The sequence below is a fragment of the Rhodococcus tibetensis genome, assembly GCF_024438035.1.
Classification (GTDB): domain Bacteria; phylum Actinomycetota; class Actinomycetes; order Mycobacteriales; family Mycobacteriaceae; genus Rhodococcus_F; species Rhodococcus_F tibetensis.
Map to the genome: position 1 here is coordinate 57,089 of NZ_JANFQF010000021.1, position 12,646 is coordinate 69,734.

Annotated in this window: 10 protein-coding genes and 1 pseudogene; 5 read left to right on the top strand and 6 right to left on the bottom strand. The window is 64.9% G+C overall.

What is annotated here, in order from left to right; translation table 11 throughout:
• Nucleotide 1 precedes the first annotated feature (1 nt).
• Both NOF53_RS21675 and NOF53_RS21680 read right to left on the bottom strand, forming a co-directional pair.
• Nucleotides 2–916, bottom strand: a pseudogene (locus tag NOF53_RS21675) (DUF1254 domain-containing protein); the annotation flags it as partial.
• Nucleotides 917–1,018: 102 nt separating this feature from the next.
• Nucleotides 1,019–1,456, bottom strand: coding sequence for a DUF7144 family membrane protein (locus tag NOF53_RS21680; RefSeq protein WP_255972575.1), 438 nt, complete (start codon nt 1,454–1,456; stop codon nt 1,019–1,021).
• Nucleotides 1,457–1,628: 172 nt separating this feature from the next.
• Here NOF53_RS21680 and NOF53_RS21685 point away from each other — a divergent pair, with 172 nt between their 5' ends.
• The 4 genes from NOF53_RS21685 to NOF53_RS21700 all read left to right on the top strand — a co-directional run bounded on the left by NOF53_RS21685 (nt 1,629) and on the right by NOF53_RS21700 (nt 7,737).
• Nucleotides 1,629–2,753, top strand: coding sequence for an AI-2E family transporter (locus NOF53_RS21685; RefSeq protein WP_255972577.1), 1,125 nt, complete (start codon nt 1,629–1,631; stop codon nt 2,751–2,753).
• Nucleotides 2,750–4,558 carry an alkyl/aryl-sulfatase gene (locus NOF53_RS21690; RefSeq protein ID WP_255972579.1) on the top strand — a complete coding sequence of 603 codons (1,809 nt, stop codon included), beginning with the start codon at nt 2,750–2,752 and terminating at the stop codon, nt 4,556–4,558. The genes NOF53_RS21685 and NOF53_RS21690 overlap by 4 nt, the downstream gene beginning before the upstream one ends.
• Before the next feature lie 192 nt (nt 4,559–4,750).
• Nucleotides 4,751–7,393, top strand: a complete 2,643-nt coding sequence (locus tag NOF53_RS21695; protein ID WP_255972581.1) for a winged helix-turn-helix domain-containing protein — start codon at nt 4,751–4,753, stop codon at nt 7,391–7,393.
• 95 nt (nt 7,394–7,488) lie between these two features.
• The gene (locus NOF53_RS21700) at nt 7,489–7,737 is read left to right on the top strand and encodes a DUF8691 family protein (protein WP_255972584.1); all 249 of its coding nucleotides are present in this window, start codon (nt 7,489–7,491) and stop codon (nt 7,735–7,737) included.
• A 3-nt stretch (nt 7,738–7,740) separates the two neighbouring features.
• On the opposite strand, the gene NOF53_RS21705 is transcribed toward NOF53_RS21700, so the two are convergent.
• Entirely contained in the window at nt 7,741–8,076 is a 336-nt protein-coding gene (locus NOF53_RS21705; protein WP_255972586.1) for a WhiB family transcriptional regulator, read from the bottom strand.
• Nucleotides 8,061–9,065 carry an ROK family glucokinase gene (locus tag NOF53_RS21710; protein ID WP_255972589.1) on the bottom strand — a complete coding sequence of 335 codons (1,005 nt, stop codon included), beginning with the start codon at nt 9,063–9,065 and terminating at the stop codon, nt 8,061–8,063. The genes NOF53_RS21705 and NOF53_RS21710 overlap by 16 nt, the downstream gene beginning before the upstream one ends.
• Before the next feature lie 155 nt (nt 9,066–9,220).
• Here NOF53_RS21710 and NOF53_RS21715 point away from each other — a divergent pair, with 155 nt between their 5' ends.
• Nucleotides 9,221–10,426, top strand: coding sequence for a low temperature requirement protein A (locus NOF53_RS21715; protein ID WP_255972592.1), 1,206 nt, complete (start codon nt 9,221–9,223; stop codon nt 10,424–10,426).
• A gap of 22 nt (nt 10,427–10,448) precedes the next feature.
• Here the strand turns inward: NOF53_RS21715 and NOF53_RS21720 are convergent, their stop codons facing one another.
• Together NOF53_RS21720 and NOF53_RS21725 are read right to left on the bottom strand one after the other, a co-directional pair.
• Nucleotides 10,449–11,600, bottom strand: coding sequence for an alpha/beta fold hydrolase (locus NOF53_RS21720; RefSeq protein ID WP_255972594.1), 1,152 nt, complete (start codon nt 11,598–11,600; stop codon nt 10,449–10,451).
• Nucleotides 11,601–11,637: 37 nt separating this feature from the next.
• Nucleotides 11,638–12,531, bottom strand: coding sequence for a phosphatase PAP2 family protein (locus tag NOF53_RS21725; protein WP_255972664.1), 894 nt, complete (start codon nt 12,529–12,531; stop codon nt 11,638–11,640).
• Nucleotides 12,532–12,646: the final 115 nt, after the last annotated feature.

A 12,646-nucleotide genomic window follows, 5' to 3' on the forward strand; every position in this document is an offset into this window, starting at 1 on the left:
CTGCACGGAGACCGAAAGCTTCGGCACGGTCGACGATCCGCCACTCGGGCGCGTCGATCGTTCGGATCTCGAAGAAGTCGTCGTTGTAGTCGAAGACGTGATACATCAGTTGCCAGCCGTTGACGACCGCGCCGCCCTCCCCCGATTTCAGCGCCGCGACGATCGATTCGCGACCGGCCTGCGCCCGCCGTCAGCACGGACGCGAGATCGGGAGGCGCTTCGACGTACGGGGGCGGCCCGACTTCGAGCAACCCGAGCGGCGCGAACGCCTGCTGCACCACGAGGTCCCGGGCGCCGGAGGATAGGCCAGCGCATACACGCGGAGCTTCTCCCAGAACGCCAACTCCTCCGGAACGTTCGGGTCGGGCGTGGGTAACCCCGATGCTGGATCGTGATCGCCGACCGGTGTCAGGGCGAGCCCGGACTGCAGTTCCTGCACCCGCGGCAGGTCGTCCTCCCCCTCGCATGCCCAGCGGCCGATAATGGAGCCCACCGCGGTCGGGAACGAGATTCGGGTGGCTCCTTCCAGCACGCCTGCCTCCCAGCCCGGCCCCGTGAGCCGGTAGGTGCCCGCGGATGTACCCGTCGCTCGCTTGCCGACATACGCGAAATTGTTCGTCCACGCGTCAACGAATTGCAGCACGTAGTACGTCCCGCCGGTGTCCGGCACGGTCAGCAACTGCGGGCCGTGCGTGAGGTCCATTTGGGCGATCGAACAGATGGTGTCGTTGTTCACCGAGACGAACGTGTCCCGGGGCCCCGCGAGCGTGCGCGCGTGGCTGAACCAATTGAAGGGCCCCGCATCGAGACTCCCTTTACCCTCCGATACGAAACGGTTCACCTGGTCGAGGTCGAACACCTGCGGAAATCCGTACATCCACGCCTTGGCAGCGAGTTCCTGCAGCTCTGCACCCAGGACTTTCTCCTGTCCGTTGGCGGCTTCGCCGCCCGTGCGCCTTTGTGGGAGCTGGAGCAACCACAAGGCGCACGAGCGCGCAGCGCCTCGGCGTCCGTCGTCCTAGTACGTGCCGGTGTCGTACTTGCTGGTGTCCCACGTGGTGACGGCCCAGATCACGACCACGTCCAGAGCGATGATCAGAATCGACCACAACGGGTAGTACGGAAGCCACAGGAAGTTCGCGAGAATCGACAGTGCAGCAATGCAAACGGCCACGATCCGCGCCCAGGTAGCGCCCGTCATCAGGCCGACGGCACTGGCGACCAGGACGACGCCCAGAACGATGTGAATCCACCCCCACGTGGTGGTGTCGAACTGATAGGTGTACTCGACGCCGATGACCAGAAGATCGTCGGAGGCAACTGCGGCGATCCCCTGGAAGAAGGAGATCACGCCCACCGTCAGCAGCAATATCGCCGCTGCCAGCGAGGTTCCCGCGGCAAAACCCTGTTTGACAGGGCTGTTCGTCCTGGACTCCGGATTTGTCGTCATGTCCATGCCCTTCTCGAAGGATGTGTTCGAACAGTCGAATCGTCCTTCGAGTGCGCCGGTGCCGGCATCATCCGCACCGGGTGATCCTCATCTGCAACGGATGATGCGGCGCAAACAGCCAAGTGCGAGAGTCGAGATCGGCATGCCCACGGGCCGACCTTTTCCGAAGGGGTACGTGATGACCGATCCGCCAGACGTGTCCGTGCCGACGGCAGACTCTCGGTGGTCGATGCCGCGAGGCCTGATCGTGATTCTCGGGCTGGCCGCCCTCGTCGTGACTGTGGCGGGGATCCAGGTGGCCGCGTCGATTGTCGGCCCGATCTTCCTCGCTCTGATGCTGACCGTCGCGGTTCACCCGCTGCCCGAATGGCTGCACCGGAAGGGTGTCCCAGGATGGCTCGCGACGATCGCGGCGATCCTGGTGGTCAACGGCATCGTTCTCGTCCTCGTGCTGTCGCTGGCCCTGTCGGTCGCCCAGCTCGCAACGCTCCTACCCGAGTACGCGGACGACTTCACGGCACTCATCGATGAGGCTCAGAGTTTCCTGAACAGCAACGGCGTGAACTCGACCGACGCCCAGACCCTGCTGTCCCAAGTGGATTACAGCAAGGTGTTCGGACTCGTGGAGGGCATCCTGCAGGCAATGCTGGGCGTCTTCTCGAATTTGCTGTTCGTCCTCGCCCTGTTGCTGTTCATGGCCGTCGACGGAAGCTCCTACGGTGCGCGGATGCGGATCGTCACGCAGATGCGCCCCGACATCGCCACCGCTCTCACGTCTTTCTCGGCCGGCACCCGCAAGTATCTGATCGTGTCCACGGTCTTCGGGCTGATCGTCGCCGTCATCGACACCGGAGCGCTGTGGGCGCTCGGGATTCCGCTGCCGATCCTGTGGGGACTGCTGTCGTTCATCACCAACTACATCCCGAACGTCGGCTTCATCCTGGGGCTGGTTCCGCCGGCGCTGCTCGCCCTGCTCCAGGGCGGTCCGGGACTGATGCTGACGGTCATCGTCGTGTACAGCGTCATCAACGTCATCATCCAGTCCGTGATCCAGCCGAAGTTCGTCGGTGACGCGGTGGGCCTGTCCGTGACGTTCACGTTCCTGTCGCTGGTGCTCTGGGCGTGGATCCTCGGGCCGCTCGGCGCGATCCTGGCAATCCCGTTGTCGTTGATGGCGAAGGCGCTGTTGATCGACATCGACCCGTCTACGCGGTGGGTGAACACAATCCTCAGCAGCGCTCCCACTCCCCCTGCGCCGGTTCCTGCCCCCTCCCCACCGCGACACGAGAAGGAAGAATCATGACACCCGATTTCTCGGACACCACCGATTTCGAGGACGCCGACCGCGGTTTCGTCGACCGCCTCGACCCATGCACCGTCACGGACGCGGGCGGTCGCGCGGTGTGGGACATGCAGGAGTATTCGTTCCTGAACGGTGACTGTCCGGATACCGCCCACCCGAGCCTCTGGCGCCAGTCGCAACTGTGCGCGAAGGACGGTCTGTACGAGGTCACGGATGGTATCTACCAGCTACGCGGTATCGACCTGTCCAACATGACGATCGTCGAGGGCGAGACGGGCGTCCTGGTGATCGACCCGCTGATTTCGCGAGAAACCGCGGCCACCGCGCTCGCGCTGTACCGGAAGAACCGTGGCGATCGGCCCGTCACCGGTGTGATCTACACGCACTCCCACATCGATCACTTCGGCGGCGTCGCCGGCGTTCTCCCGGACGGTCGCGACGACGTGCCGATCCTCGCCCCCGAGGGCTTTCTCGAGAACGCCGTGGCCGAAAACGTCTACGCCGGGACCGCGATGGGACGTCGCGCCACCTACATGTACGGAGCGTTGCTCCCCAAGGGACCGCGCGGTCACGTCGGCGCCGGCCTCGGCACCAACGTGTCGTCCGGTATCCCCGGTCTGATCCCACCGACCGTGGACATCACCCACACCGGTCAGGAGGAGACCGTGGACGGCATCCGGATCATCTTCCAGGTGACGCCCGGAACGGAGGCGCCCGCCGAGATGAACTTCCTGTTCCCGGACCATCGGGCACTGTGTATGGCCGAGAACGCCACCCACAATCTGCACAATCTCTTGACGTTGCGGGGCGCATTGGTCCGGGACCCCCGCGCGTGGTCCCGGTATCTCGATCAGGCGATCGAGATGTTCGACGGCGGGTACGACGTCGCGTTCGCCTCCCACCACTGGCCGACGTGGGGTCGGGATCGGGTGGTGAAATTCCTGTCGGAGCAGCGCGACCTGTACCAGTACCTGCACGACCAGACGTTGCGGATGCTCAACTCCGGGATGACGGGCGTGGAGATCGCGGAAAATTTCCCGATGCCTCCCAGTCTCGAATCGGCATGGCACACACGTGGTTACTACGGCTCTGTCAGCCACAACGTCAAAGCGATCTACCAGCGCTACATGGGCTGGTTCGACGGCAATCCGACTTCACTGTGGCAACACACACCGGCGAACGTCGCGACACGATACGTCGAATGCCTGGGCGGTCAGGCCGAGGTCCTGGCCAAGGCCCAACGCTATTTCGACGACGGTGACTTCCGGTTCGCCGCCGAAATCCTGAAGCATGCGGTGTTCGCCGACCCTTCGGACAGCGACGCGAAAGAAATGCTCGCCCGCACGTACGAGCAACTCGGGTTCGGCTCGGAGAACGCGACGTGGCGCAACTTCTACCTCACCGGCGCACTCGAACTGCGCGGGGGAATCGTTCCTCCTCCCATCACAGAACTCGGAGCAGACATGCTCGGCGCCCTGACGATCGAGCAGATTTTCGACTCCGTGGCCCTCCGTATCAACGGCCCACGAGCCTGGGACAAGTCCCTCGTCGTGGAGTGGCACTTCACCGAACCCGAAGCGCACTACCGGACGACGCTGTCCAACGGTGCACTCATCCAGACGGTCGCGCCGAGGACCACGACGCGTCCGGACGTCTCGCTGACCCTGACGAAGATGCAGTTGCTCGGACTGTTCGCCGGCAAGGGGCTCGAGGGCATCGAGGTGACGGGTGACCCGTCGACGCTCCTGGCCCTCACGGAACTTCTCGACGCACCAGACAGCGCGTTCCCGATCGTCACACCGTAGGCGCTCCGCGCCTGTGCGTGGTTGGCGAGTGCAGAGACTCGTCAACCACGCACGGGCGGCGGAGCCGCGCAGGGCGTTCGCCCACACGAACTCACACGATCTCGCTAAAATCAGCGCACCGACCAATGCAATCGGCGGTTGGCGATCGTCGAAGATCTTGTTTCTCGGTGCAGCGAGAATGTGGGGGTCGGTATGACGGCAGTGCATTTCGGCGAGTTCGATTCGAGCGTGCAGATACCGTCCGATACCGGAGGCCGGACAGTGCGACGCACCCGGTTACACGACGCGCTCGACGCGGCGCTCACGGACGACGTACGGCCGTTCCCCGTCGCCCTCGTCTGCGCTCCTGCGGGTTCCGGTAAGACCCAATTTCTCGCCGGTTGGGCGCGGGACATACTCGACACCGAAGGCGCACCCACGATCGCGTGGTTGACCATCGAGGAGCGCTACAACGACCTCGACCTCATTCACCGCGTCATTCTGCGCGCCCTGAGCGAGACCGGAAACCCTGCGCTGGTACACCTCTGCGATCTGCTGGGCGGCGACACTCACGACCTCGGTGCAACACTGTCCGCTGCGCTCGTCGATCTCGGGGAGCGGGTGTGGATGGTGATCGACGACGCCCATCTGCTCCTCGACGACGAGGTACTCACCGACCTCGAATTGTTCATGCGGTGGCAGCCGCCGCTGTTGCGCACCATCATCTCCGGGCGGTTCGAGCCGCCCCTTGCATTGCAGCGACTTCGCCTCGACGGCAAGCTCTTCACCTTGACGGCACAGGATCTCGCGTTCACGGCCGACGAGGCGGCTGAGATGCTGGTCGAGCACGGCGTGCACCTTCGACCGGATGACCTCGCCGCGCTCATGGACCGCACCGAGGGTTGGGCTGCCGGTATCCGTTTGGCTGGAATGTCTTTGGAGGGACATGCCGATCCGACCGGGTTGATCGAGGAGTTCACGGGCAATCGTCGGGCGGTCGCGGACTACCTCATCGAGGAGGTACTCGCCGGCCAGACGGACGACATGCGCGAGTTTCTCCTACGCACGTCCGTTCCCGGATCTTTCACAGTCGAACTGGCGGAGCAGCTCACCGGTTTCGCCGACGCGCACGCCAAAGTGGGCTGGCTGGAGCATCACAACTTCTTGGTCAACCGCATCACCGACAGTCCGACGCGCTACCGCTACCACCCGCTCCTGCGTAGCTACCTGCGCGCGGAGATCAGCAGGATCGGACGTGTAGAAGTCGAACACCTCGAACTGACCGCGGCCCGCTGGCACACGGAATTCGGTGACGCGCTGCTCGCACTCGAACATGCAGTCAACTCCGGTGATCACGACGAGATCGTGTCGCTGCTCTCCCGTACGTCGGTGTCGTTGATCGTCAGTGGCCACGGCGCCGCGGTCGATCGGCTCCTGGAAAGGGCCCCCCGTTCGACGCAGGACCATCCGTCGGCGCCCCTGATCCGTGCTGCCGCAGCCCTCGCTGCCGGCAATGTTCCCGTCGCGGCGTCGACTCTGGACCGTCTGGATCGGGAGGTGTCCGTCGTGCTCACGGACGGCACCGAGTATCGCCACCATCTCTTGCTGCGCGAATCACTACGTGTGCAGACCGCACTCCAGAGCGGCGGTGTCGGCGAGGCTTTGACACGGCTCCGCGAAGTGGGAGTCGAGTCCACCGGTGATTCCGCATACGACGCCTTCGTGCTACTCCAAGAAGGGCGGGCCCTGCTCTTCCTCGGACGGAACACAGAATCGGAGCAAATTCTCCTGAAGGCACTGGCTCATGCCCGCCTCGCGGGCCCCGCACTCACCGTCATGTACTGCCTCGGGAGCCTCGCTGCTGTGTCCATGTCGCGCGGTGAAGTATTGCGGGCCTCCACGTTGGCCGACGAGGCGCTCACCCTCGGCAGAGCCCAGGACGTCAAGGGTGATCCGACGTTCCACCTCATCGAACTGATCGACGCCTGGTGCCGCTACGTCCGCCTCGACGAGGATGCCGCCAGGACTGCAATCGAAGCCGCCGACGCGCTACGCTGTGCCGACGCCCGGACCGCCGGACTGGTCGACGGCGCAGCGGCACTGTTCGGCCTCGGCACGTCCGGACAGCGACACGCCTCGGTAGCCGTCTTGCACACGCACAGCCCGGTGTCGTCGTCCCGGCCGATGCCGCCCGGGATCCGCGCTGCATTGCTGCCTGCCATTCAGTACGCATACCTGGCTTCGGGTGAGTCCGGTTGGGCACACGAATTGGTCACCGAAACACAGTCGCTCCTCGGGGCGACGGGAGACACGGCGGTCATCGAAGCGATCGTGCATCTGCACGCCCACCGACTCGACCTGGCCCGCAAGACGTTGCAGCCCGTCCTGAACGGCGACCTCGAATGCACCGCGGGTACCAATCTGATCGCGGCGTGGCTCGTGGACGCGACCACTTCGCTCGCCCGAAAACACGACTCTCGCGCTCACAGCGCGCTTACCGAGGCGTTGCACCTGGCCGAGCCAGAATCGGTGCTGCGCCCGTTTCACGATTGTGGGCCACAGGTTCGCGACCTTCTCGTGCGGAGTACCGGCCGTTTCGGTGTGCTCGACACGTTCGCCGAGGAGCTGCGCGCCTCGTTTCCCCGCTTGTCGAACACCACCTCGGATGCCCTGACGCCGCGTGAACTGGAACTGCTCGTGGAACTTCCCTCGTGGCGGACCGCCGAGCAGATAGCCGAAGATCTGTGTGTCTCCGTGAACACCGTGAAAACCCATCTTCGCGGTATCTACCGAAAACTCGGCGTCACCTCCCGGCGCGACGCAATCGGTGCGGCGCAGAAGCGCGGTCTGCTCTGAGCCGATTCACCACTTGCGGGTGAGGCGAACCGCAGTCCCAGGGGTCACTCTGAAAAGCAACGGCCTGACCGCTGTCGAACGACTGCACATCCCGAATGAAGGAGCCCGCCGTGGTGCGTCCGGAATCGAGCTGGCCCGACAACGTCAGGTACGCCTTCCTGCTCGGTGGCAGGCTTTCGGAACGAGTTCTGGCAGCTTTTCCCGAATTGGACGTGTCCGCGGTGACCACAAGCGACACCACGCTGTACGGGCGTGTCGACAGCCCGACGGATCTGCGCGGGCTGCTCGCCCGGTTCGACGCCCTGGGGCTGACGGTGATCGAGATGCGGCGACTCCCGGACTAGCTTTCAGGCGCGCCGGGCGACGTCGAGCGCGAAAGACGCGGAGACAGCGTCGGCGACGCGGCCCTGGTGGTGGGCGAGAAGTTCTTCGCGCTCGTGCGCCGCGAGGCCACCCCAGATTCCGTACGGCTCCGCGACGCTGAGCGCGTGCTCGCGGCACTCGAGCAGCACGGGACAACCACGGCAGATCTGTTTCGCGCGAAAATCACGCAACTCACGTGCCCGGCCGCGTTCTCGGTCGGGGTGGAAGAAGTGTGAAGATTCGTAGCCGCGGCAGGCGGCGTCTCGTTGCCAGTCCCAGACCTCGGCGACCGGGATGGGAAGACTCAGCTTATTGGGCACTGCACGCCTCCAGATGCTCGTGATCCGTCATGTGCAAGCCCGAGAACATGCTCCCGGGCCAGGTCTGCTGCGCCGACGATGCCGACGTTCGCGCCGAGTTCGGCCAGCCGAACCTCGGCGACCGGACGATGCGAGCGTCCGGTCAGGCGGTTTTCGAAGGCGGCCGCAGCCGGTGCGCGGAGCAGTTCACCCGCCTCGCAGACACCCCCGCCGATGATGAGGACGTCAGGGTCGAAGAAGGCCGCGATGTCGGCCATGCCGTGTCCCAGCCAGGAGCCGATCACCTGGAAGCACTCGAGCGCCGCCGCATCGCCTTGGCGCGCTGCAGCGGTCACGTGATGTCCGGTGATGTCATTGGCGTACCCACCGGCTCGGGCCAGAAGATCGGCCGCATAGCCGGGTGAGACACTCGCAAGGTCCTGAGCTTCCCGAACGAGCGCCCGTCCGCTGGCGTAACGCTCCCAGCATCCGTGATTCCCGCAACCACATCGGCGTCCGTGCGGTTCGACATTGAGGTGACCGAATTCCGCAGCTACCCCGAAACGTCCGCGATGCAGGACACCGTCCACGACGATGCCGCCGCCGATCCCCGTTCCGACGGTGAGAGCGACGACAGTGTGTCCGCCGCGTCCTGCTCCGAACCGCGTTTCACCCCAGGCCGCGGCATTGCCGTCGTTCTCGACGACCGTCGGCAGACCGCAGGCGCCTTCCACCACCACACCCAGAGGCTCGTTGCGCCAGGCCAGGTTCGGTGCAAACAGCACGGTACCGCGATCGGAAGCCACGAATCCGGCGGCGCCGATGCCCACCGCTTCCACGGGATGCGTCCGAGCCAGTTCGCCGACGAGTTCGGCGATCACAGCCTCGACTCCGCGGGCGTCGTAGGCAGGCGTGGTCCGGCGCACCATCCGGTGGATCACGCCGTCGCTGTCGACAACTCCGGCCGCGATTTTCGTGCCACCCACATCGATGCCGATCGTCAGGGCCATGGTTCGTGTCCTCCATACGAGTGAGCGGTGTCACGCTGACAGTAGAGGAACTTACGACCAACATCAATACATACTTCAGTCTTTTTGCGAACAAAGACCGAGTTGTTGGGAGTCGGCGCTTTCGCGGCTTCCGCTCAGGTGGCACCATTCTTCGGGTGACCTTCGCCCATCGTTTGCGTCCGCGCCTCGTCCAGGAGCGCGAGTCGGTTTCGACGCTCGAACTGTTCTTCGACCTCGTGTTCGTGTTCGCGATCACCCGCGTCACCGACTTCATGGCCGACGACCCCACCGGGGTCAATCTGCTGCGTGGCGCGCTGGTGATCGCCGTGCTGTGGTGGAGTTGGGTGGGGTACGCGTGGATCTGCAACCTCGTGCGCGCCGACGAGGGAGTCGTGCGGGTGGTGATGTTCGGTGCAATGGGTGGCGTCTTCATCACCGCGTTGACCATCCCCGAGGCATTCGACGATCTCCCCGGCGGACTGGACGGTCCCGTCGTCTTCGCCCTCGGCTACTTCGTGGTGCGGGCCCTGCATCTGCTGATGTTCTGGGTGATCAGCCGCGACGATTCCCAACTCCGCGGACAGGTTCTCCGGTTCACGCCCAGCATGTTGATCGGCACGACATTCCTGCTCATCGCCTCGCAGCTCACCGGAACCGCGCAAACAGTGATGTGGTTCCTGGCCCTCGCCGGTGATTACGTCGGCACCCTCATCGGGGGAACCGGGTGGCGGCTGCGATCGATCGCCCATTTCGCGGAGCGGCACGGGCTCATCATCATCGTCGCGCTGGGCGAATCGATCGTGTCCATCGGCATCGGCGTCGCGACCCTGCCGATCTCCTGGGCCATCATCGTGGCGTCACTCCTCGGCCTCGCGGTGTCGGGGCTGCTGTGGTGGTCGTATTTCGACGTGACATCACTGGCCGTGGAGCACGCGTTCGAACAAGCAACGGGTGCCCGTCAAATTCGGATCGCCCGCAACTGCTACAGCTTCCTGCACCTTCCGATGGTGATAGGTGTCGTCATGCTGTCGCTGGGACTGAAGAAGATCCTGTCGTATGTCGGCGACGGTAACCATCACCGGCTCACCGACGCGCTGTACGGCTGGCCGCTGATCGCGCTGTTCGGCGGCGCTGCGCTCTACCTGCTCGCGCTGGTGTGGTTCAAGGCCTACGCCGCCGGATCCGTGACGGTGCCCCGCGTGGTGGCGGCCCTCGTCCTGCTCGCACTGATCCCGCTCGTCTGGCACGTCCCGGCCCTCGCGACGCTGGGAATTCTCACCACAGTCCTGCTCGCGCTGATCGGCTTCGAAATGATCCGCTACGACCAGCCCCGCGATCAAATCCGTCACGCCCACCCGTGAGCACTTTCTCGACGGCGGGCGGTTAACGAGTACGCACGGGTGGGGACGGGAGGATCTCCCGGAGGAACGGCTCGATCCGGTTCTCGATGGCCGCGTTGTACGCCGCCGGTTGCTGGATGGGATTTGCGTGTCCGATCCCGTCGAGCTTGGCGACGAGCAGCGTGCCGTCCACACCGCCGGACTGTTCGACGAGTATGCGTTGGGTGTAGTCGACATCGACCACCGGGTCGAAGCGTCCGTCCCGTGGCCGCACGAAAACCACTGCAGGCAGGGGCTTCCCGTCCCGCTCCGTGGCGAGCGATTTCAGATTGTCGATGGCACCCGAGGCGACGATCACCTTGAACTGGGACTCGATCAACCCGTTACTGGCGGCATCCTCCGAGAGCACCTTGTCGCGGAGGACCTCGCCGAAAACGCGGCCGAGTGCGGACAGGTCGACACGGGGGAACCACGAGTCTCTGCTGTCCAGAAAGCGATCCTTGCGGGCCGCAGTTTCGACAACCACGCGAAGGCTCCTACTTTCCCTGGCGCCCGGTAACCAGCCGACCCACCGCAGCATGTCTTCCCCGGCGTCACGCATATCTCCCCGCACCGCGTGCAGATCGACAGGAGTGCAGTCGAGTACGACCCCTGCCAGCAGGGTGCCGGTGTCCTCGTAGATGTGCTGAGCCACCTCCAGCGCAACCACCCCACCCATGCTGTGCCCCGACAGGATGAGGTTGTCGGTTCCGGTGGCGGCGGCGTGGTCGACGATCAGGTCGCTGATCACCTTGGTGTCGATACCGCTGTTGTCGTATTCCACTGCCCACACCTGCCCCAGCCCGGTATAGGCACTGAGCGAGCGTGCCGTGGCTGTGGCGTCGACGTTGCCCAGCCCGACCAGATCGACCACGGCTGTGCGCCGATCGGCTGGGTTCTTTGCGTCGTAGACGGCGTGGACGGCGGGCTGGGTCAGGGCCAGCCGCTCCCTTTCGGGTTGGACGTCCTCGATCCAATACTGCCCACCCACGATGAGCACGGGCACCATCGACAATCCGAGCCACATCAGCGCCCGGCGAGTGCGACCGAACCGGCGCCACGCGTGTCCGGGCCGGGATCGGCGCAATTGCATTTTCCGTCGGGCATCACTCCAGTCGCCGACGGTGGACGGGGGACGAGGGACGTACTGTTGCATCTCTTCCGACGGTACGCGCGCCAGTCTCCGAAGGTGTTCACGCAGCAACGGAGACGTCGGTGCGATCACCTGCCCCGCTCCTGCCCTCACGCCCCTCCCAGGCCCTGCACAGCAGAATGGCCAGTCCGACGCAGACCCAGCCGGCGAGCACATCCACTACATAGTGCTCCCCGCCGTAGACGAGCGCGAATGCCATCGCCAGTGGGTACAGCACCAGTGGAATGCGCAGCCACCACTTGGTGGCGAGCGGCCACAACGCAACGGAAACGAGGAAGGCGAAGCCGGCGTGCAGCGAGGGCATTGCGGCCACCGGATTGCCTTGCGCCTCCAGCCACCGCGTACTGACGTCGAGCGGAACGATGCCGAATCCGAAACCGGCAACACGGCCCACAGGGTCGTCGATCGCGCCCGCCTCGGCGGCGAACCACGGCGGTGCGGACGGCAGCAGAATGTAGGTCGCCAATCCGAGGTAGGAGAGCACCAGCACCCGCCTCATGTATGTGCCCCAGATCGGCCTGGAGTACGCGTAGAAGATCGCCGCCACCAGCCACGGCACCAGAAAATGACTGGTGTAGACGATCCCGGTGAGAACTGTCCACCACGGTGGCACGCCATGCGCCCCCAGCAGATGGTCCTGCAGCCAGACCGTCGGGATCGTGCCGCCGAAGAGCCAACTCTCCGCGGTGACCAGTTCCGTGACACGGACGGGCATTCCGAGTTCGTCGGCGACCCCGCGGCTGAGGTCGTATACCACCAGCGCCGCGATGAGAGGCAGCCAATCGGTCAGTACCTTCAGGTGCTCACGCCAGGTGCGGTCGATGGTGAATGCGATCAGGCCTGCGATGATCCAGGCTGCCTGATAGAGACGATCGGTCGGCAGGCCGACGAAGTAGACGACCAGCACCAGCGCCGACAGGTACGAGAACCACACCACCTGCCGCAGGCGAATCCTGCGCCGCGACGGGTCCTCGGCCTCGGCCTCCGTCGGTGCCGCCCGGAAGAACTGCTCCTTCAGCCAGTCGTTCACGTGCACCCCACCTTCGAGC

What these genes read in the sequence shown, in the direction of transcription:
- NOF53_RS21685 (WP_255972577.1), top strand. Translation starts at nt 1,629, where the DNA reads ATGACCGATCCGCCAGACGTGTCCGTGCCGACGGCAGACTCTCGGTGG.
- NOF53_RS21690 (WP_255972579.1), top strand. Translation starts at nt 2,750, where the DNA reads ATGACACCCGATTTCTCGGACACCACCGATTTCGAGGACGCCGACCGC.
- NOF53_RS21700 (WP_255972584.1), top strand. Translation starts at nt 7,489, where the DNA reads ATGAAGGAGCCCGCCGTGGTGCGTCCGGAATCGAGCTGGCCCGACAAC.
- NOF53_RS21710 (WP_255972589.1), bottom strand. Translation starts at nt 9,065, where the DNA reads ATGGCCCTGACGATCGGCATCGATGTGGGTGGCACGAAAATCGCGGCC.
- NOF53_RS21720 (WP_255972594.1), bottom strand. Translation starts at nt 11,600, where the DNA reads ATGCAACAGTACGTCCCTCGTCCCCCGTCCACCGTCGGCGACTGGAGT.
- NOF53_RS21680 (WP_255972575.1), bottom strand. Translation starts at nt 1,456, where the DNA reads ATGGACATGACGACAAATCCGGAGTCCAGGACGAACAGCCCTGTCAAA.
- NOF53_RS21695 (WP_255972581.1), top strand. Translation starts at nt 4,751, where the DNA reads ATGACGGCAGTGCATTTCGGCGAGTTCGATTCGAGCGTGCAGATACCG.